Raw genomic sequence first — 18,763 nt, 5'->3', positions numbered from 1 at the left:
CCGACCAGCCCTAGGGAAGGCAGCAGGCGCATGAGCGAGTCGCAGCGCTGGGACGACGTCGACTTCTACTTCTCCACCCACCTCTCACCGGACGACGACGTCCTGCACGCCGCTCTGCGCGACAGCGAGGCCGCCGAGCTCCCGCATGTCAACGTCACGGCGCCGCAGGGCAAGCTGCTCCAGCTGCTGGCCGAGATCCAGGGCGCCCGGAACATCCTGGAGATCGGCACGCTCGGCGGCTACAGCACCATCTGGCTGGCCCGCGCGCTCCCCTCCGACGGCCGGCTGGTCTCGCTCGAGTACAGCCCCAAGCACGCCGAGGTCGCCACCCGCAACATCGCCCGCGCGGGCCTCGACAAGATCGTCGAGGTGCGGGTCGGCCCGGCCCTGGACTCACTGCCCCACCTCGCCGACGAGAACCCGGCCCCCTTCGACCTGGTCTTCATCGACGCCGACAAGGCCAACAACCCGGGCTACGTCGAGTGGGCGCTCAAGCTCACCCGCGCGGGCAGCCTGATCATCGTCGACAACGTCGTCCGCGGCGGCCGTGTCGCCGACGCCGACGACACCTCCCCGGACGTCCGCGGCACCCGCACCGCCCTCGAACTCATCGGCTCCCACCCGAGGCTCAGCGGCACCGCGATCCAGACGGTCGGCAGCAAGGGCTACGACGGTTTCGCGCTGGCCCGCGTGCTCGCGTAACGCTTCGGGGCTTCGGTGGCTCAAGACTCGTGATAGAAGCCGACGTTGACGCTGCGCGGGGCGGTGCGGTCCACGATGACTATCTCGCCGCTGCCGCCCCTCGGCAGCGGGACCGTCCCGCCGTAGCCCAGCGGCTGCACATGCTGGCCGACCGTCAGCCGCACCTCGGAGGACGGATCGGGCTGGGAGCCGCGCAGCCAGGTCACCTGCCAGGTGCCGTCCGGTCCGCACAGGAACTCCAGGTGGACCCGGGAGACGAACAGCCAGTCGTCGGGCGTCGACAACCTGCACACCGACTTGTCCCGGCCCACCCGCAGCACGGCGCCCGGGTCACTGGGCGCGTCGGCCATGAGCATGCCGGCCGTGGCGCCCGCGTCCGCCGCGGAAACGGCGGCCATGGTGAGTTCGAGCACGTGCGCTCCTCGTGAAGTGTCCCTACCTGGCCGCCGCATGATAAATCGCCCGGCCCCACCGCGTCCGGCACAATGGACTCATGACCGAGCGAAAGCCACCGGGTGTGCCGTTCGAGTCCTGGGTCGACAAGCAGATCCGCGACGCCGAGGGACGCGGCGAGTTCGCCCAACTGCCGGGCGCGGGCAAGCCGTTGCCGTCCGGCTACGACACCACGTACGACGAACTGTGGTGGATCAAGGAGAAGATGGCCCGCGAGGGATGGTCGGTGCTGCCGCCGAGCCTCGCGCTGCGCAAGGAGGCGGAGGACGCGCTGGCGGCCGCGCTGGTCGCACCGTCGGAACGGATCGCCCGGAAGATCATCACGGACGTCAACGTCAAGATCCGCGAGATGATGTTCAAGCCGCCGCCCGGTCCCCCGCTGGGGATGAAGCCGTACGACGTCGAGGATGTCGTACGGCAGTGGCGGGAGCGCCGGACGGCGGGTGGCTCAGTCGACTCAGACGGCTCAGTCGATTCAGATGCGTAGCAGCCGCTCCGCGAGCTCGCGGTAGTCGCGCAGGGCGAGACGCAGTTGCTCGGTGTCCGTGCTCGCCACGGACTCCTCGGCCTCGGCGGACTGCCATGTCCTGCGCAGGGTGCGCCGGCGCTGGGTCAGGGAGTCGGTGACGCGGCCGGTGATCTCCTCGACCACCCGGTCGACCTCCTCGACGGAGGCCCGGGGTGCGTCGACGAATCCGGAGACCGCGTGCTGAAGGCGCTCCGTGAGCTTGTCACGCTCGTCGTGCGGGAGGAGCGGGGTTGTCGCTTCCGGCATGTTCTTCAAGTCCTCAACTCCTTTGCAGCTGGTGCGTGTCGACGAGGTCCTCGAACAGCTTCCGGGCCTCGATCAGGGCCTCCCGCATCTGCTCCGTACCGGCGCGGCTGTCCCCGTCGGTGCCCATACGGGCGTTCGCGACGCGGTGGACGCGCCGGTAGCCGTGCACATGGTCCGCGTGGTGCACGGACAGCGCGGCGAGCTGTTCGTCGTAGTGCTCGCCGTCCGGGAAACCGCGGACGGCCGCGATCTCGGCCAGCAGCCGATCGGCCTCGGTGACCGCCACGCGCGGCGATTCGACGAAGTGCTCCTGCACGGCCGTCCAGCGGGCCGCGTACTGGTCACGCACCGCAGGCTCCAGCGGCTGTTCCTTCAGCCCCCCGTGCCGCTCCACCCGCTCGGCCAGCTCGCGCTCGGCGGCCTGCCTGTCCCCGTCGTGCCGGGCCACGGTCCGGTCGTACTCGGGCCCGAAGCGCTTCTTGAGATCCCTGCCGCCGCCGAACGAACCCCGGCCGCGCAGGGTCAGATAGACGGCCGCGCCGATGACGGCGACCGCCACGATCACGATCAGAGCGATGATCACGCCAGACATGAATGCCTTCCGGGTTCTCGACCCACCCGACTCTCCCTACGAGCCGGTCCATCGCCCGAGTTGCCCCAACCCCCCACCTCAAACGGCGCCCGCACGAGGGCCGCCGGTGACTGCACGCCGGAAAGGGCGCGGGGCTGTATCGATATGCGGCTACGCGGACTTCCGTACACGCAGCGACCAGGACGTCATCGCCCCCCACGCGAGATCTTCACCTTCGACCGCGAGAAGCCCGGCGCGAGGAATCGTGACGACATCCTCGAAACGTCTCGAGTGCCTTGCCAGCACCTGCCGTTCCTTGCCCTCAGGACTGTAGAGGGCAAGACAACCGCCGCCCGATCCGAATTCGACGGAAACCTCGACACCGGGCACGCTGACGGAGAAGAACCGCGACGCTTCCGCCGTATTCTCCGAGGCCAGTTCGGGCAGGGAATCCAGGGCGAGGAAGCGAACGTTCCAGCGCCCCGGACTGCGTACCCCTCCGTCGATACGGATACGGGGATAGATCCCCACGGGGAACAGAACGTGGGCCCGCCCACGCCCCACCCCCGACCTCCCGAGGAATTCCTCTTTCCGCTGCCGGCCGTTCTCCCGCACTGCGTACATCTGGAAACCAGGGGCTAAGAATCCGGCCCACGCCTCCAGGATCACGCGTCCACCGGATCCACCGGACAGCCCGTCCGGAACTTCAAGCACATGTTCGCCACGGCCCTTGAACTCCGGACCGTCATCGCCGCTACCCACCATGAACCCCTCGCCCCCCTCCAGGAGACAGCGTGGCGATCAGCCTAGGACACGAACCGCCGCCGGCGATCAACTGGCCCGCCCCGCCGCCCCGTTACGCGGCCGCTCCCGTTCCGACCCGCACAGCTCCTCGTTCAGCTCCTTGACCAGCTGGGTGAGATCGGTGGGCCGGTCGGAGGTCCACCAGTTGCCGAGGAGGTCCGCGAGGGAGTCCTCCCGGGCCTGGGCCAGGCGTTCGGCGATCGCGCGGCCCCGGTCGGTCAGGACAAGGTCCATCCCCTCACGGACGGCCAGCCTCCGCTCCTCGACCTGCCGCGCGGCCTCAAGGATGACGGTGAGCGGCACGGAGATGCGCTCGGCGAGAACACCGGGTTCCGCCCACCCGTACTTCTTCATCCGCAGCAGCAGCCAACTCGCCGCCGGCAGCAGGTCGTACCCCGCCCGTTCGGTGATCGTGCGATAGATCTCGCGCCGCCCCTCCCGTGTACCGAGCACCGACAGCGCCCGGCACACCTCGTCGTACGACGACCGCTCGACCGGATTGCTGGCGAGCGTCTCGGTGAGGTCGGGCGCCGTCACCGACCCCCGCAGCCGGTCCTCCTTGAGGAACCACGCGAGGACGAAGCCGAGGAGGGCGACGGGAGCGGCGTACAGGAAGACGTCGGTGATGGAGGACGCGTACGCACTGAGCGCCGACGGTCGTAGTGCCGCGGGCAGTTCCGCGATGCCGCGCGGGTCGGCCTCCAGCGCGTCCACCGAGGCACCGGGCGGCAGTTGAGCGCCCCGGAACGCGTCCGTGAGTTTCTCGCCGAGCCGCCCCGCGAAGATCGTGCCGAAGATCGCCACGCCGAACGACGCCCCGATGGACCGGAAGAAGGTCGCACCGGACGTGGCGACGCCCAGATCCTCGTACGACACCGCGTTCTGCACGATCAGCACCAGCACCTGCATGACGAGGCCCAGACCGAGACCGAAGACGAAGAAGAACGTGCTCATCTCGGCCGTCGAGCTGTGCTCGTCGAGCTGGTGGAGGAGGAGCAGGCCCAGCGCCGTGACGCCGGTGCCCGCGACGGGGAACACCTTCCAGCGGCCGGTGCGGCTGACGATCTGCCCGGACGCGGTCGAGGCCAGCAGCATGCCGAGCACCATCGGCAGCATGTGCACGCCGGACATGGTCGGGCTGACGCCCTGTACGACCTGGAGGAACGTCGGCAGATACGTCATCGCGCCGAACATCGCGAAGCCGACGATGAAGCTGATGACGGCGGAGAGGGTGAAGGTGCGGATGCGGAAGAGTTTCAGCGGGAGGACCGGTTCCGCCGCCTTGCGCTCCACGGCCACGAACGCCACCACGAGGACGACTCCGAGCACCGCAAGCCCCACGATCTGCGGCGAACCCCAACTCCACGTCGTACCGCCGAGAGAGGCGACCAGCACCAGGCACGTGGCGACCGACGCGATCAGGAACGTGCCGAGGTAGTCGATGACGTGCTTGGCCGCCCGGTGCGGGACGTGCAGGGCCGCCGCGATGACGGCGAGCGCGACGACGCCGACCGGCAGATTGACGTAGAACACCCAGCGCCAGCTCAGATGCTCGGTGAACAGCCCGCCCAGCAGCGGCCCGAGCACACTCGTCGCGCCGAAGACCGCGCCGAACAGCCCCTGATAGCGCCCGCGTTCACGCGGCGGCACGAGGTCGCCCACGATCGCCATCGACAGCACCATCAACCCGCCGCCACCGACACCCTGAAGCGCCCGGAACGCGATCAGTCCGAACATGCTTTGCGCCATTCCGCACAACGCCGATCCGATCAGAAAGATCACGATCGCGATCTGGAACAGCCGCTTCCGTCCGTACTGGTCACCGAGCTTGCCCCACAGCGGAGTCGCCGCCGTCGACGCCAGCAAGTACGCGGTGACCACCCACGACAGGTGATCCAGACCGCCGAGGTCGCTGACGATGGTGGGCAGCGCGGTCGACACGATGGTCTGGTCGAGGGCCGCGAGCAGCATCCCGAGGAGCAGGGCGCCGATCGGGACGAGGACGTTCGCGGAGACGTTCTCCTGAGCGGCGACCCCCTTCTTGGGGGGCCGCTCCGGGGGCTGTCCGTCGTGCACATTCCCCGTCCTACCGTGCGCATCCCCGGCCATGAAGACCTCCCGCGGCTCTCGTTACTCCTCCATCCTGGCCGGTGTGACCGGTTATGGCCTGTTCAATCCGAGTGGAAGGCGCTATTCCGGGGCGCGTGTGGAACGTGTGGAGGAAGGGTCTGCATAATCGCTGGAGTTCGTAAGGGGAGGGAACTGACGCGTGGCAGAGCCGAAGGGTCACCAATGCCCGGAGTGCGGGGCACCCAGGGGGCCCGACAACACCCCGTCCTGCGCCTGCACCGAGCGCGCGGCCGAGGCGCTGCGCGATGTGCGTACGGCGGAGGCGGCAGCGGCGGAGGACTTCGATCCGCTGCGCATCCGGCCGTACGTCGAACTGGAGAGCGCACCGGAGGGCGCGCAGGGCGTCGCGGACCCGCACTCCACGATGCCGCTGCCGGCCGTACCGCCGACTCCACCGGCACCGGCTGCCACCGAGCCCAGTGACGCCGACCTGAGCCTGTTCACGGGCGAGCCCGCCCCCTTCGGCAGCGCCCCGGGCGCCCCGGACGAGGAACAACCCCGCCGCCCCCGCCGCACCCTCATGTTCGGCGTCGCAGGCGTCCTCGTCACCGCCATCACGGCGGCCGGCCTGGCGAGCGGCCTCTTCTCGTACGACACCCCCACCCGGGACCAGGCCCTGCCGGAGGAGGTCCGGGCAAGCGTGCCGGACACCACGCCCAGCGCGGCCCCCGAGTCACCGTCCGCGAGCACGACATCCGCAGGCCCGACATCCCCGGCACCATCACCCACACCCACCGAGAGCGGCACCCCCACACCGACGCCGACCCGCTCGAACACCCCCGCACCGCCCCCGACCCCCACCCCGACGAAGACCACCGCCCCGACCGCCAGCGCCACCGACTCCGCAGGCGGACCGGAAAACGGCCGCGAAGCCGAACCCCCCGTCCTGAGCCGCGGCGACCAGGGCCCGGAGGTCATCGAACTCGAACTACGCCTGACCCAGGCCGACGTCTACTCGAGGGAGGCCAAGGGCAACTACAACGAGGGCGTCGAGGACGCGGTCCGCCAGTACCAGCTGTGGCGAGGCATCGTGCCGCCGGAGTACGGCGTCTACGACCTCGAGACACGGGAGCGCCTGGAGTCGGAAACACAGGAGCCATAGGGCCACGGAGCCTGCGGGCAGTCGCGCTGCCGCAGCTGCGGGCATGCGTGCCGCCTGGGGCGGCACGGGTGGGCGCAGGCGGCACCCCGCAAGCGCCGGGCTGCGCGACCGACCCCCACGCCAGCCCCCACGCCGGGAACCTCACAGCACCGGCGCCCTACCCGACGTGCACCCGAAGCGTCCCGTCCCCCACGCCCTCCACACGCACCTGCGTAAGGTCCCGCACCACCACATCCGGCTCATGGACCCCGGCCCGCACCCCGACCCCCACAACCCGCATCCCCGCAGCCCGCCCCGCCTGAATACCCGCACCCGAGTCCTCGAAGACAACACAATCAGCCGGAGCAACGCCCAGCTCAGCCGCGCCCTTGAGGAAACCCTCCGGATCAGGCTTACTCGCACCCACCGACTCAGCGGTGATCCGCACCTCGGGCAGAGCAAGCCCCGCGGCAGTCATCCGAGCCGCAGAGAGGGCAACGTCCGCAGAAGTGACAAGGGCATGCGGCAACCCACGCAGCGAGGCCAGGAACTCCGGAGCACCCGGGATGGCGACGACGCCATCCGTGTCGGCCGTCTCCTCCGCGAGCATCCGCGCATTGTCCGCATGGTTACGCTCCACCGCCCGCTCCGGCAGCAACAGCGCCATCGTGGCATGCCCCTGCCGCCCATGCGCGACCTTCATGACCTCGTCCCCATCTAGCCCGTTCCGCTCGGCCCAACGCCGCCAGATCCGCTCGACGACGGCATCGGAGTTGACGAGAGTGCCGTCCATGTCGAGCAGCAGGGCACGGGCGGTGAGCACGGTCGTGGCCGTCATCGGCAACTCCAAGACGCGGAAGAGAAGGCTGGCCCCCGAGGAACAACAAGAACAAAGCGGGCCCGCCCGCCGGTCAGGGAAAACGGGCGGAGCCACTTTGTTTCTCCACGGTACAAAACGCGGCCCCGTTCCCGCCACCACCTTCGAGAAGGATTCACCGACCGTTCAGCTCAGCCCGCCACGGCTTCCCAGAGACTCCACACCCCGAGCCCCAGCATCAGCAACGCCGCGATCTTGGTGATCAGCGCCAGCGGAACCCGCTTCATCAGGGCCTTTCCACCGACGATGCCGAGTCCGGCGACCGTCCACAGCGCCAGCACCGCACCGAGCCCGACGGAGAGCGGGTCGTCGTACCGGGCGGCGAGATTCGCCGTCATGATCTGCGTCAGATCACCGAACTCGGCGACCAGGATGAGCATGAACCCGGCCCCGGACACCTTCCAGAAGGACTGGTTCTCCGGCTTGCGGATCTCCTCTTCGTCCTCATCCTTCTTCATCAGCAGCACGGCCGCCCCACCGAGGAAGAGCACCCCGGTCAGCGCGTGCAGGATCTGCTGCGGCAGCAGCGTCAGCACACTCCCGGCCGCGACGGCCAGCGCGACATGCAGCGCGAACGCGGCGGCGACGCCGACGAAGACGTACGAGGCGCGATAACGGGTGCCGAGGACGAGGCCGGCGAGTGCGGTCTTGTCCGGCAGCTCGGCGAGGAAGACGACGCCGAACACCAGCGCCATGACGGTAAAGCTGATCAAGGTTCCTCAATCGGTCGGGGCTGCCCCACCGAGAGTGCTATGTCACATGTCACGCGTCACATGAGACACCTCGGCACGGCAGCACACGCGGCGCCCGTGCCGTACGACACAGGCGGTGCACTGCTTGCCGAAGGTCTCGCTGGCCGGCCTCACGCATGAGGCCCGCCTCCGGGCGCCGGCTCAGACGAGCTGAGCGGTATGTCGACGGTCCGACGAAGAGCTACTCCCCTTCTGCGTCATTCATCGTACGGGACGGCAGACGGACCAGAAAGTTCCGCTCTCAACCTTGATGTGTCATGAGCACGTCACTAGCTTCTTACCGAACGAACACCCGAGCGCAACACGGCGCCGCGAGCATGTCCCCGCTCGCGCCCAACACCCCCACGACTCAAGGGAGTTCGCATGCCGAAGTTCTACGCGCGTCGACGCCTCAGCATACTCGCGGCGTTCACCGGACTCATAGCCTCGGTCGGGCTTTTCAACAGCCCGACCGCCTCCGCCGCCCTCCCCACCCCCGTCAGCGGCGCCACCGCGCGCAGCTACCTCTCCCAGCTCACCGTGGCCACCGAGGACCGGACCGGGTACAACCGCGACCTGTTCCCGCACTGGATCACCCAGTCCGGCGCCTGCAACACCCGTGAGGTCGTCCTGAAGCGCGACGGCACGAACGTCGTCCAGGACTCCTCCTGCGCCGCCACCAGCGGCCGCTGGTTCTCCCCCTACGACGGCGCCACTTGGACCGCCGCCTCCGACGTCGACATCGACCACCTCGTTCCGCTGGCCGAGGCCTGGGACTCCGGCGCCGACAGCTGGACCACCTCCCGCCGCCAGTCCTTCGCCAACGACCTGACCCGCCCGCAGCTCATCGCGGTCACGGACAACGTCAACCAGTCCAAGAGCGACCAGGACCCCGCCGAGTGGATGCCGTCGGTCTCCTCGTACCGCTGCACCTACGTCCGCGCCTGGGTCCAGGTGAAGTACTACTACGACCTCTCGGTCGACTCCGCCGAGAAGAGCGCGCTGACGAACTACCTGTCCGGCTGCTGACCGACGTACCGACGGAGTTCGGCAAACCGTGATCTGCGGAACCTCCCCGCTGACCTCCGTCGTTCCGTACCGTACGGGGCGACGGAGGAGGGCATGAGGTGGCCGAACTGCGCCTGGGACCACTGCTGAGATACGCCGACGGCTCGTCCGCGACCATCTGGGTCGAGGCGGGCCGTCCGTGCACCGCCGAGGTGCGCTGCGCCGACGGCACACGCGGCGAGTCCCCCACCTTCCAGATCGCGGGGCATCACTACGCGCTCGTCGAGGTGAACGGCCTCACGCCAGGCACATCGCAGTCGTACGAGGTGTTCCTCGACGGCGCGCGCGTGTGGCCGCTGCCCGAGTCCCGTTTCCCGCCCTCCCTGATCCGCACGCCGGCCGAGGACGATTCCGTGCGGGTCTCGTTCGGCTCGTGCCGCTGGGCCGCGCCGCCCGCCGACGAGGCCGACCCGGTGGGCCCGGACGCCCTGGACACGCTGGCCGCGCGGATGGCGGCCGACCCGGACGGCGAACGGCCCGACGTGCTGCTGCTGTTGGGCGACCAGGTCTACGCGGACGAGGTCTCCAAGGCCACCCGCCGCTGGCTCGCCGCCCGCCGCGATCTGCGCGAGCCGCCCGGCAGCGAGGTCGCGGACTACGAGGAGTACACGCGCCTCTATTACGAGTCGTGGCTCGACCCCGAGGTGCGGTGGCTGCTGTCCACCGTGCCCAGCTGCATGATCTTCGACGATCACGACGTCATCGACGACTGGAACACCTCCGCCGCCTGGCTCGCCGACATGCGGGCCACCCCGTGGTGGCGCGAGCGGCTGCTGAGCGGCCTGATGTCGTACTGGGTCCATCAGCACATCGGCAATCTCTCCCCGGCCGAGCTGGCCGAGGACCCCCTTTATGCGGCCGTACGCGAGACGCCCGACGGTACGGACGCACTGCGCGCCTTCGCCGCCAAGGCCGACGCCGATCCGACGTCCGTCCGCTGGAGCTACCGGCGCGACTTCGGACGTGTGCGGCTGCTGATGGTGGACACCCGCGCGGCCCGCGTCCTTGAGGAGGGGCGCCGCGCGATGCTCGACCCGGGCGAGGAGCGGTGGCTGCGCGAACAGGCGCTGGAGGAGCCCGGTTCGTACGATCACCTCCTGATCGGCACGTCCCTGCCGTGGCTGCTGCCGCACCTGGTGCACGACGCCGAGGGGTGGAACGCGGCGCTGTGCCGGGGCGAGAAGGGCGCGCGCTGGGCGGGGTTCGGGGAGAAGCTGCGCCGGGCCGCGGACCTGGAGCACTGGGCGGCGTTCCCGGCGTCCTTCGACGCGCTGACGGCGCTGATCGCGGAGGCCGGTTCGGGGGACGGGGCGCCGGCGACGGTGTGCGTGCTGTCGGGGGATGTCCATCATGCGTATGTCGCCGAGCCGACGTGGGCTGCCGGCGGTCCCGACGCCCGTGTGTTCCAGCTGACCTGCTCCCCCGTCCACAACGCCATCCACTGGGCGATCCGCGTCGGCTTCCGCTTCGGCTGGTCCGCCACCGCGCGGGTCCTCGGGCGCCGGTTCGCCGGGCACGGCAAGGTGCCCCGGCCGCCGGTCGACTGGCGGTGCACCGGCGGGCCCTGGTTCGGCAACCAGCTCATGACCCTGACGCTGCGCGGACGTTCGGCCCGGCTGCGGATCGATCAGGCGCGGGCGGAGAAGGCGGGCGGGGCGCGGTTGAAGACGGTGGAGGAATCGCAGCTGACGTCGTGAAGGGGGCGGTTCACCCGCGATGCGCGTGATGTGTCGTGATGCACGTGATGCGCGTGAGGCGCCCCACACTCCTTGACCCCGAGGCTCGGATCTTCCCTCTCCCGACGGCATGATGAGGCGGACCGTCCGCTTCCCCTGGGCGGTTTGCCGCAACGCGCCCCACACGCCCGGGAGACACCGTTTTGTCTGCACCGCCCGCGGAATCCGCAGCGCACGTCGAGTCCGCCGAGGTCCGGGTCGCCCTCGTCGGCGCGGGGCCGCGCGGCACGAGCGTCCTGGAACGCCTCTGCGCCTCCGCGCCGGAACTCCTCCCACCCGGCACCCGGCTGAGGGTCCATGTGATCGACCCGGCGCCGCCCGGCCCCGGCCGCGTCTGGCGCTCCGCGCAGTCCGCGCAGTTGCTGATGAACACGGTGGCCAGTCAGGTGACCCTGTTCGCCGACGACAGCGTCGACTGCTCGGGTCCGGTCCGCCCCGGCCCCAGCCTGCACGACTGGGCGGACGGCGACCTGGGCCCCGACGAGTACCCGACCCGCGCGCACTACGGCCGCTATCTGGAGTGGGTGTTCGCGAAGGTCGTCCGCGAGGCACCGCGGGCGGTACGCGTCGAGACCCACGCGGCACGGGCCGTACGCCTCGACGACGCCCCCGACGGCCGCCAGACCCTCACCCTCGACGACGGCCGCACCCTGACCGACCTGTCCGCCGTCGTCCTCGCCCAGGGCCATCTGCCGACGGTCGCGGACCTGGCCCAGCGACGGCACGCGGCATACGCCGATACCCACGGCCTGCGCCACATACCCCCCGCCAACCCGGCCGACGTCGACCTGTCCGCCATCTCCCCCGGCGAACCGGTGCTGTTGCGCGGCCTGGGCCTCAACTTCTTCGACCACATGGCCCTGTTGACCACCGGCCGCGACGGCCGCTTCATCCGCACGGCCACCGGCACCCTGCGCTACGTCCCCTCCGGCAACGAACCCCGTCTGTACGCCGGTTCACGCCGCGGCATCCCCTACCAGGCCCGCGGCGACAACGCCAAGGGCCCCTACGGCCGCCACCTCCCCCTCGTCCTCACCGACGAGACCATCGCCCGCTTCCGCAAACGCGCCGACTCCGGCGAGGCACCGGACTTCCTGACGGAGATATGGCCGTTGGTGGCGAAGGAGGTGGAGACGGTTTATTACGAGGCACTGCTGGGGGTGTACGAGGGGGCGGAGGACATCGACGGAGGCGCGAGCGGCCGCTCCGCGGAAGGCCTCGACGGCGAGCGGGAGTTGACCGGCCCCCGAGAGGCGCGGGAGTTCCGGGGCCGCTCCCCCGTCGCCTCCCGCGACACTCGGGACTTCCGCGGCCACTTCCTCGCCGCGCCGCACCGCAGCCCCCAAGAAGCCGCCGTGCTGGACGAGTTCGGGGTAGCGGAGGCCGACCGCTGGTCCTGGGACCGCATTTCCCGCCCGTACGCGGGGCGTGACTTCGCCGACCCCGGCGCCTGGCGTGCGTGGCTGCTGACGTATCTGCGTGAGGACGCAGCCCAGGCCGCGCTCGGCAATGTCGCCGGTCCGCTGAAGGCGGCGCTCGACGTGCTGCGGGATCTGCGCAACGAGGTGCGGCAGATCGTCGACCACGGCGGCCTCGCGGGCGCGTCCCACCGGGATCATCTGGACCGCTGGTACACGCCGCTCAACGCGTTCCTCTCCATCGGCCCGCCCCGGCGCCGGATCGAGGAGCTGGCGGCGCTGATGGAGGCGGGCGTGGTGGAGGTGCTCGGGCCGCGGCTGGAGGTTCGGGAGGGCGAGGGGGCGTGGCTCGCGCACTCCCCCGACGTGGCGGGGTCCTCCGTACACGTGACGACCCTCATAGAGGCGCGGCTTCCGGAACCCGATCTGCGGCGCACGGCCGACGACCTGCTGGCCCGGCTGCTGAAGACCGGGCAGTGCCGGCCGCACACCGTCGACGGTTATGAAACGGGAGGGCTGGACGTGACACCGCGGCCGTATCGTCTGATCGACCGCCAAGGGCGGGCCCACGCAAGGCGGTTCGCCTTCGGGGTGCCGACCGAGGGTGTGCACTGGGTGACGGCGGCGGGCGCCAGACCGGGCGTGGATTCGGTCACGCTTTCGGATGCCGACGCGGTGGCGAGAGCGGTTCTACGTACGGCGGCGGCCGAATCGGAGCCGCAAGAGGGATACCGGCCATGGCCGAATGTTGAACTTGTAAGCATTGATTAGGCCCACCTAGCCTTGGCCACTCGCTCGGTTCTGTCCCCCAGGCCGGTCCGCCCCATGGACCGGCCCGACCGAAGGAGTACCCCCAAATGTCCGGACTGACCGCACGTCTCAACGGCGCTCAGCCCTACGCCGTCGGCCTGTTCCGCATCGTCATCGGCCTGCTCTTCTTCTGCCACGGCGCCTCCAAGCTCTTCGGAGTCCTGGGCGGGGCCGACGGCCAGGGCGGGACGTTGTCCGCGGGCACCTGGCCCGGCTGGTACGCCGCCGTCATCGAGGTCGTCTGCGGCGGCCTCGTCCTGCTCGGCCTGGGCACCCGCGCCGCCGCGTTCATCGCCTCGGGCTCGATGGCGTACGCGTACTTCAAGGTCCACCAGCCGGAGGCCCTGTGGCCGATGGAGAACAGCGGCGAGGGCGCCGCGATGTACTGCTGGGCCTTCCTGCTGCTGGTCTTCACCGGCTCCGGCGCGCTCAGCGTGGACCAGCTGCTCACGAAGCGCTTGAAGAGGGAGCAGCCGGCCTCGCACCAGACGCCGGTGGCCGCCTGATCAACGGCGGCTTCCCCAGCGGTACTACGGCGCCTCTCCCGCGTGTGCGGGGGAGGCGCCGTCGCGTCTTCAGGCGGTACGGCGGTCGCGGCGCACTACACGACCGCTATACGACCGCTATACGAAGGGCACCGTGAAGCAGGCCACGCGCGCCCCGCTCGGGCCGGGCACGTCATGGATCACCACGGAGGACGCCTCCCCCTCCCGGAAACCCCAGTCGTGGTAGGCGCTCGCCCGGCCACTGCCGCTCTGACCTGCGGTGAAGTCCAGCCAGACCTCGTTCTCGGCGTTGACGTCCGCGGGGTCGGTGGACACCTTGTTCTGGTAGTGCCCGCCCGCGGCGGCGGGGTCGGCGGCACACGGCTTCTGATGCACATGGACGCCATACGCGTGCCCGGGCTTCATGCCCTTCACCCACAGCCGTACGGTCGTCTTGCCGGTCTTCTCCTCGGTCAGCTGACGGACCTCGATCCAGGACCCGGCCGGAACCAGTGCAATGTCATACGTGACGGCGTCCATTGCCACTTGAGCCGAGGGCGGCACGAAACGCCCGTCCTTCTGCACCGAGCAGTACTCGGCGGCCCCGCTGCCGGCCGCGAGCACGGCCGCGGCGACGGCGCCCGCGCATATACCTGCCACCATGATGTGTACCGTTCCTCACGTTCAGGAGTGATCTGTCGCCCCTTGTCCGTGCTACGGGACACCGGCCGAAGCCGCCCCCGGGGCGCGGCAGCCGGGTGAACATGCCGTGCGGAACCCACGAGCCCCCCGTGAATCCCCTGTCACACCCCCGGCGTACGCTGTATGGCTGTTATGGGCCGCCCCTGCCGCTCCCCGCGACGTCGCGGCGCGGTCGGGCGGTTCTACGGGGGAGTCACGGGGAGTAATGGTGTTCGAGAGTGTGGGGTCGCTGACGGCCAGCCCATGGATTTATGCCGTGGTGGCCCTGTCCATCCTCCTGGACGTCTTCGTCCCGGTTCTGCCCAGCGGGGTCCTGGTCATCACGGCGGCGACGGCGTCCGCGGCGGGTTCGGCGACGGGCGGGGTACCGCAGCAGGTCCCCGACATCCTGGCCCTGACGCTGTGCGCCACGACGGCTTCCGTGCTGGGCGATCTGGTCGCCTACCGCCTTGCCTGGGCGGGCGGCCCCCGCCTGGACCGCGCGATCGCCCGCTCCCGGCGCCTGAGCACCGCGCAGGAACGTCTCGGCACGGCCCTCGCCCGCGGCGGCGGAACCCTCGTCGTCCTGGCCCGGTTCGCCCCCGCCGGCCGCTCGGTCGTCTCCTTCTCCGCCGGCGCCGCCCACCGCCGCGCCCGCGACTTCCTCCCCTGGTCCGCCCTGGCCGGCCTCTCCTGGGCCACCTACAGCGTCGCCCTCGGCTACTTCGGCGCGCACTGGCTGGGAGCGACGTGGGTGGCGACGGCGGTGTCGGTGGGGGCGCTGTTCGCGGCGGGGGCGGTGGCGGGGTATCTGATGCGGCGCGCTCCGCGGGGCGCGCCGCTGGAAGGACGGTGATTCGGCTGCGGGTCGGTGGGGGCTGGTCGCGCAGTTCCCCGCGCCCCTTTGGGGCGCTGCCGAACCGCGGCCGACCTGCTTAGCTCGCCCTTCGAGCTCCCACCCCCCGGATCTCCAAGCCGTCCAGCAACTCGGCGGTTGCCTCGGTGATCGCGTCCACGGCTCGGTCGAACACCTCCTGGTTGTGTGCGGCCGGTGCCCGGAAGCCGGATACCTTCCGCACGTACTGCAAAGCAGCGGCCCGAATCTCTTCCTCGGTCGCCTCATCGGCCAATACCGGCGGACGTAGCGTCTTGATACTGCGGCACATGACTCCAGTCTCACCCCACGCAAGGCGACCGGCAGAGATTCCGCCGAGAAACCTTGCGCCGGTGCGCACGTGGCCTGCGATGATCACTTCGAGGCGGCCACCGCTCCGGGGCCGACCGACGAATGGGGACACACATGGCGAACGACGAACTCACTGTGGCCGTACTCGGTCCCGGTGGCATCGGCGGACTGCTCGCCGGTCTCCTTTCCCGTGCCGGGCATCGCGTGATCTGCCTGGCCGGAGAGGACACCGCCAAGACACTCAACACGGCCGGAATCCAGGTCAGCAGCGGGCTGTTCGGCGACTTCACGGCCCGCGTCGAGGCCGGCACCGAGCTGCGGGAACCGGTCGATGCCTGCCTGATCGCCGTCAAGCACACGGCACTTGACGCAGCCCTGGACCGGGTCCCGCCCACGGCACTCGGCGACGCCCTGCTCGTACCGTTCCTCAACGGCGTCGACCACCCTGCGGCCCTGCGCGCCCGCTACCGCCCCGACCGGGTCGCCCCCGCCGTCATCCGCACGGAGTCGACCCGCGTCGCGGCAGGGCGGATCGAGCACAGCAGCCCGCTCGCCGAGATCGACCTGTCCGGCACGGACGTACCCCCGGACCGCCTCGACACCCTCGCCGCCGCCCTCACCGCCGCGGGCCCGGCCACACGCGTCCTGCCCGACGAGACGGCGGCCCTCTGGGCGAAGATGTGCTTCCTGGCGCCCTTCGCCCTGCTGACCACCCGCTACGGACTCCCCCTCGGCGACGTACGCACCCGCCACCGCGACGAGTTGACCGCCCTGGTGGAGGAGACGGCGGCCGTCAGCCGCGCCTGCGGCGGACCCGGCGACCCCGCCCAGCCACTCGCCGGCTACGACGCCTTCCCACCGCACACCAAGTCGTCGATGCAGCGCGACGCGGAGGCCGGCCGCCCGCTGGAACTCGACGCGATCGGCGGTGCGTTGCTGCGCGCGGCCGACCGGCACGGGGTGTCGGTGCCCGTGGCGGCAAGGGTGGTACAGGAGTTGAGGGACGCCGGTCACTGACAGGCGTCTAAGGAGCCTCACCCAGGTCCACCCGCCAGTCGTTGGACGTGATCCAGTGCCCCTTCGGGTACTCGAACCGTGACTGCCCCATGAGCGTGAACCCGGCTCTTCGGCAGACGGCGTTCGACGCGGCGTGCTCCACGCTCGGAAAGGCGTGCAGATACCGGTTCCGGCCGGCCGCCCGCGCGGTCTCGACGACGGCGCGGGCGGCCGCCGCCGCAAGCCCTCGCCCCTGGAACTCGGGCAGCACCCCCCACCCCGTCTCCCACACGGTCTCCCCCTGCCACTCCCGCTCCCAGAACCCGATCGCCCCGACGCTCTCGCCACCGTCCGCCAGCACGACCCGGTACATCCCGCCGGCCTCCAGCTCGACATACCTCCGATGCCGGGCGGCCAGCTTCTCCTCCGGCTCCGGTCCGCCCAAGTGCTCGGTCATCTCAGGGCTGTTGTTCCTCCGCAGCAGCCAGAAGTCGCCCTCCGCCCAGGGCACCAGCCGCACCTTCTCCGCGCTCGCCGCATCCATACCGATCACAGTAGGCCCAAGGTCTGACAATGGCCCCGAGCTGCGGAAACCGCCGCTGTTTGCCGGACCGGCAAAATTCCTCGCCCGCGTCCGTTCGACCCGCGCAGGATCGCCGTACGAGCACAACTCAGCCCCGACGGCCCCGACACGGAGGATTGGACCCATGCCCCACCAGGACCCGCTCCCGAACGTCACCCACCGACTCGTCCCCTCCCCCGCCGGCCGGATCCACCTGGTGGAACAGGGCAGCGGCCCGCTCGTCCTGCTGGTGCACGGCTTTCCGGAGTCCTGGTACTCGTGGCGCCGCCAGCTGCCGGTGCTGGCCGCGGCGGGATACCGCGCGGTCGCCGTGGATGTGCGCGGCTACGGGCGTTCGTCGCGGCCGGAGGCGGTGGCGGCGTACCGGATGACCGAGCTGGTGGCGGACAGTGTGGCCGTGGTGGAGGCGCTGGGCGAGCGGTCCGCGGTGATCGTCGGGCACGACTGGGGCGCGAACATCGCCGCGCACTCCGCACTGCTGCGCCCCGACGTGTTCCGCGCGGTCGGCCTGCTGAGCGTGCCGTACACGCCGCCCGGCGGCCCCAAGCCGAGCGAGGTGTTCGCGGGCATGGGCGGGGAGGACGAGTTCTACGTCTCCTACTTCCAGGAACCGGGCCGTGCCGAGCGCGAGATCGAACCGGACGTACGGGGCTGGCTCGCCGGCTTCTACGCCGCGTTCTCCGGCGACACGATGCCCGCGCCGGGCGCCCCCGACCCGCACTTCGTGAGCCCCGACGCGACCCTGCGCGACCGCTTCCCCGGGGACCGCCTGCCGTCCTGGCTCGGTGAGGCGGAACTCGACGTCTACGCGGCGGAGTTCGAGCGCACGGGCCTCACCGGCGCCCTGAACCGCTACCGCTGCATGGACCGCGACTGGGAGGACTTCCAGTCCTTCGCGGGCGCCCCGATCCCCCAGCCGTCCCTGTTCCTCGGCGGCGCGCTCGACGCGTCCACCACCTGGCTCGCCGACGCGATCGAGGCGTACCCGACGACCCTCCCCGGCCTGCGCGCCTCACACCTGCTGGAGGGCTGCGGCCACTGGATCCAGCAGGAACGCCCCGACGAGGTCAACCACCACCTGACGGCCTGGCTCGCCGACCTGCCCACCTGAACCGGGCGGGTCAGCAGACCTCGCCGGGGCGTGCCGCGGTGGCCCGCAGCAGATCTCGTACGAGATCGAAGTCCTCCGCCCGGCACAACCGCCGCAGCACGGTCAGCGCCTCCCTGCGGTCCTCGCCGACATCGAGGACTAGGACAGATCGGCCGGGCAGGCCTACGGTTGGACCGTGGACGAAGAAGCGGAAGAGGCCCGGCTCATCCGCCTCGCGGAGGACTGGGCTGTCGCGATCGTCGCCAATGACGCGGAACGCATCACCGGCTTCGTCGCCGACGAATGGGTCATGGTCTCCGAGTCGGGCGTCGCCTCGAAGGAAGAGTTCCTCTCCCTCGTCGCGACCGGGGAGCTGACCCACGCGGCGATGGACCTGGAGACGCGACCCAGGGTCCGCGTCTACGGAGACACCGCCGTCCTCACCGGGCGAGTGACGAACACGGCCCACTACCAGGGCAAGCGGTACGACGCGGACGAGTGGACGACCGACGTGTACGTCAGACGGGGCGGGCGCTGGCTGTGCGTGCTGAGCCACATCACGCCTGCGCTCCCGACGACCTGAGCG

The 18,763-nt window shown here is 70.5% G+C and carries 21 protein-coding genes; 11 read left to right on the top strand and 10 right to left on the bottom strand.

Annotated features, from left to right (window positions below; genetic code table 11):
* The first annotated feature begins 30 nt into the window (after positions 1–30).
* Entirely contained in the window at positions 31–702 is a 672-nt protein-coding gene (locus ACTWQO_RS39030) for an O-methyltransferase (protein WP_443242123.1), read from the top strand.
* A gap of 20 nt (positions 703–722) precedes the next feature.
* Here ACTWQO_RS39030 and ACTWQO_RS39025 read toward each other — a convergent pair whose 3' ends face one another.
* Positions 723–1,115, bottom strand: a complete 393-nt coding sequence (locus ACTWQO_RS39025; RefSeq protein ID WP_443242122.1) for a hypothetical protein — start codon at positions 1,113–1,115, stop codon at positions 723–725.
* Positions 1,116–1,195: 80 nt separating this feature from the next.
* On the opposite strand from ACTWQO_RS39025, the gene ACTWQO_RS39020 reads away from it, so the two are divergent.
* The gene (locus tag ACTWQO_RS39020; protein ID WP_443242121.1) at positions 1,196–1,642 is read left to right on the top strand and encodes a J-domain-containing protein; all 447 of its coding nucleotides are present in this window, start codon (positions 1,196–1,198) and stop codon (positions 1,640–1,642) included.
* Here the strand turns inward: ACTWQO_RS39020 and ACTWQO_RS39015 are convergent.
* From ACTWQO_RS39015 to ACTWQO_RS39000, 4 genes are all read right to left on the bottom strand, one after another.
* On the bottom strand, positions 1,631–1,930 hold the full coding sequence (locus tag ACTWQO_RS39015) for a hypothetical protein (protein WP_443242120.1): 300 nt from the start codon (positions 1,928–1,930) through the stop codon (positions 1,631–1,633). The two genes, ACTWQO_RS39020 and ACTWQO_RS39015, sit on opposite strands and share 12 nt — an antisense overlap.
* A gap of 13 nt (positions 1,931–1,943) precedes the next feature.
* Entirely contained in the window at positions 1,944–2,522 is a 579-nt protein-coding gene (locus ACTWQO_RS39010; protein WP_443242119.1) for a hypothetical protein, read from the bottom strand.
* A 150-nt stretch (positions 2,523–2,672) separates the two neighbouring features.
* Entirely contained in the window at positions 2,673–3,266 is a 594-nt protein-coding gene (locus tag ACTWQO_RS39005) for a hypothetical protein (RefSeq protein ID WP_443242118.1), read from the bottom strand.
* 66 nt (positions 3,267–3,332) lie between these two features.
* Positions 3,333–5,414, bottom strand: a complete 2,082-nt coding sequence (locus ACTWQO_RS39000) for an MDR family MFS transporter (protein WP_443242117.1) — start codon at positions 5,412–5,414, stop codon at positions 3,333–3,335.
* 160 nt (positions 5,415–5,574) lie between these two features.
* Here ACTWQO_RS39000 and ACTWQO_RS38995 point away from each other — a divergent pair, with 160 nt between their 5' ends.
* A complete protein-coding gene (locus ACTWQO_RS38995) occupies positions 5,575–6,537 on the top strand; it encodes a peptidoglycan-binding domain-containing protein (RefSeq protein ID WP_443242116.1) in 963 nt (320 codons plus the stop codon).
* A gap of 157 nt (positions 6,538–6,694) precedes the next feature.
* Here ACTWQO_RS38995 and ACTWQO_RS38990 read toward each other — a convergent pair whose 3' ends face one another.
* Positions 6,695–7,354 carry an HAD-IA family hydrolase gene (locus ACTWQO_RS38990; protein ID WP_443242115.1) on the bottom strand — a complete coding sequence of 220 codons (660 nt, stop codon included), beginning with the start codon at positions 7,352–7,354 and terminating at the stop codon, positions 6,695–6,697.
* Positions 7,355–7,524: 170 nt separating this feature from the next.
* Positions 7,525–8,106 carry a TMEM165/GDT1 family protein gene (locus ACTWQO_RS38985; protein ID WP_443242114.1) on the bottom strand — a complete coding sequence of 194 codons (582 nt, stop codon included), beginning with the start codon at positions 8,104–8,106 and terminating at the stop codon, positions 7,525–7,527.
* 402 nt (positions 8,107–8,508) lie between these two features.
* Between ACTWQO_RS38985 and ACTWQO_RS38980 the strand changes: the two genes are divergently transcribed.
* From ACTWQO_RS38980 to ACTWQO_RS38965, 4 genes are all read left to right on the top strand, one after another.
* Complete coding sequence (locus ACTWQO_RS38980) at positions 8,509–9,153, top strand: HNH endonuclease family protein (RefSeq protein ID WP_443242113.1); 645 nt, start codon at positions 8,509–8,511, stop codon at positions 9,151–9,153.
* 98 nt (positions 9,154–9,251) lie between these two features.
* A complete protein-coding gene (locus ACTWQO_RS38975; RefSeq protein ID WP_443242112.1) occupies positions 9,252–10,889 on the top strand; it encodes an alkaline phosphatase D family protein in 1,638 nt (545 codons plus the stop codon).
* 182 nt (positions 10,890–11,071) lie between these two features.
* Positions 11,072–13,117 (top strand): FAD/NAD(P)-binding protein, encoded by a 2,046-nt coding sequence (locus ACTWQO_RS38970; protein WP_443242111.1) that lies wholly within the window; start codon positions 11,072–11,074, stop codon positions 13,115–13,117.
* A 95-nt stretch (positions 13,118–13,212) separates the two neighbouring features.
* Positions 13,213–13,662, top strand: a complete 450-nt coding sequence (locus ACTWQO_RS38965) for a DoxX family protein (protein ID WP_443242144.1) — start codon at positions 13,213–13,215, stop codon at positions 13,660–13,662.
* A 117-nt stretch (positions 13,663–13,779) separates the two neighbouring features.
* Here the strand turns inward: ACTWQO_RS38965 and ACTWQO_RS38960 are convergent, their stop codons facing one another.
* Positions 13,780–14,304, bottom strand: coding sequence for a superoxide dismutase family protein (locus tag ACTWQO_RS38960; RefSeq protein WP_443242110.1), 525 nt, complete (start codon positions 14,302–14,304; stop codon positions 13,780–13,782).
* A 247-nt stretch (positions 14,305–14,551) separates the two neighbouring features.
* Between ACTWQO_RS38960 and ACTWQO_RS38955 the strand changes: the two genes are divergently transcribed.
* Positions 14,552–15,178 (top strand): DedA family protein, encoded by a 627-nt coding sequence (locus ACTWQO_RS38955; RefSeq protein WP_443242143.1) that lies wholly within the window; start codon positions 14,552–14,554, stop codon positions 15,176–15,178.
* 79 nt (positions 15,179–15,257) lie between these two features.
* On the opposite strand, the gene ACTWQO_RS38950 is transcribed toward ACTWQO_RS38955, so the two are convergent.
* Positions 15,258–15,488 (bottom strand): DUF2277 domain-containing protein, encoded by a 231-nt coding sequence (locus tag ACTWQO_RS38950; RefSeq protein WP_443242109.1) that lies wholly within the window; start codon positions 15,486–15,488, stop codon positions 15,258–15,260.
* A 134-nt stretch (positions 15,489–15,622) separates the two neighbouring features.
* Here ACTWQO_RS38950 and ACTWQO_RS38945 point away from each other — a divergent pair, with 134 nt between their 5' ends.
* Positions 15,623–16,525, top strand: a complete 903-nt coding sequence (locus ACTWQO_RS38945; protein WP_443242108.1) for a ketopantoate reductase family protein — start codon at positions 15,623–15,625, stop codon at positions 16,523–16,525.
* Positions 16,526–16,532: 7 nt separating this feature from the next.
* Here ACTWQO_RS38945 and ACTWQO_RS38940 read toward each other — a convergent pair whose 3' ends face one another.
* On the bottom strand, positions 16,533–17,048 hold the full coding sequence (locus ACTWQO_RS38940) for a GNAT family N-acetyltransferase (protein ID WP_443242107.1): 516 nt from the start codon (positions 17,046–17,048) through the stop codon (positions 16,533–16,535).
* 163 nt (positions 17,049–17,211) lie between these two features.
* Between ACTWQO_RS38940 and ACTWQO_RS38935 the strand changes: the two genes are divergently transcribed.
* Positions 17,212–18,198: an alpha/beta fold hydrolase gene (locus ACTWQO_RS38935; RefSeq protein WP_443242106.1), complete on the top strand. Its 987-nt coding sequence runs from the start codon at positions 17,212–17,214 to the stop codon at positions 18,196–18,198.
* Between the two features lie 175 nt (positions 18,199–18,373).
* Positions 18,374–18,760, top strand: a complete 387-nt coding sequence (locus ACTWQO_RS38930) for a nuclear transport factor 2 family protein (protein WP_443242105.1) — start codon at positions 18,374–18,376, stop codon at positions 18,758–18,760.
* The last annotated feature ends 3 nt before the right edge of the window (positions 18,761–18,763 follow it).

This window comes from Streptomyces sp. 4N124 (assembly GCF_052245395.1).
Taxonomy (GTDB): Bacteria; Actinomycetota; Actinomycetes; order Streptomycetales; family Streptomycetaceae; genus Streptomyces.
Note: the sequence above shows the minus strand (reverse complement) of the source record. Positions and strands in the feature narration are given on the sequence as shown.

What these genes read in the sequence shown, in the direction of transcription:
- ACTWQO_RS39030 (WP_443242123.1), top strand. Translation starts at nt 31, where the DNA reads ATGAGCGAGTCGCAGCGCTGGGACGACGTCGACTTCTACTTCTCCACC.
- ACTWQO_RS39020 (WP_443242121.1), top strand. Translation starts at nt 1,196, where the DNA reads ATGACCGAGCGAAAGCCACCGGGTGTGCCGTTCGAGTCCTGGGTCGAC.
- ACTWQO_RS39015 (WP_443242120.1), bottom strand. Translation starts at nt 1,930, where the DNA reads ATGCCGGAAGCGACAACCCCGCTCCTCCCGCACGACGAGCGTGACAAG.
- ACTWQO_RS39010 (WP_443242119.1), bottom strand. Translation starts at nt 2,522, where the DNA reads ATGTCTGGCGTGATCATCGCTCTGATCGTGATCGTGGCGGTCGCCGTC.
- ACTWQO_RS39005 (WP_443242118.1), bottom strand. Translation starts at nt 3,266, where the DNA reads ATGGTGGGTAGCGGCGATGACGGTCCGGAGTTCAAGGGCCGTGGCGAA.
- ACTWQO_RS39000 (WP_443242117.1), bottom strand. Translation starts at nt 5,414, where the DNA reads ATGGCCGGGGATGCGCACGGTAGGACGGGGAATGTGCACGACGGACAG.
- ACTWQO_RS38990 (WP_443242115.1), bottom strand. Translation starts at nt 7,354, where the DNA reads ATGACGGCCACGACCGTGCTCACCGCCCGTGCCCTGCTGCTCGACATG.
- ACTWQO_RS38980 (WP_443242113.1), top strand. Translation starts at nt 8,509, where the DNA reads ATGCCGAAGTTCTACGCGCGTCGACGCCTCAGCATACTCGCGGCGTTC.
- ACTWQO_RS38960 (WP_443242110.1), bottom strand. Translation starts at nt 14,304, where the DNA reads ATGGTGGCAGGTATATGCGCGGGCGCCGTCGCCGCGGCCGTGCTCGCG.
- ACTWQO_RS38950 (WP_443242109.1), bottom strand. Translation starts at nt 15,488, where the DNA reads ATGTGCCGCAGTATCAAGACGCTACGTCCGCCGGTATTGGCCGATGAG.
- ACTWQO_RS38945 (WP_443242108.1), top strand. Translation starts at nt 15,623, where the DNA reads ATGGCGAACGACGAACTCACTGTGGCCGTACTCGGTCCCGGTGGCATC.
- ACTWQO_RS38940 (WP_443242107.1), bottom strand. Translation starts at nt 17,048, where the DNA reads ATGGATGCGGCGAGCGCGGAGAAGGTGCGGCTGGTGCCCTGGGCGGAG.
- ACTWQO_RS38935 (WP_443242106.1), top strand. Translation starts at nt 17,212, where the DNA reads ATGCCCCACCAGGACCCGCTCCCGAACGTCACCCACCGACTCGTCCCC.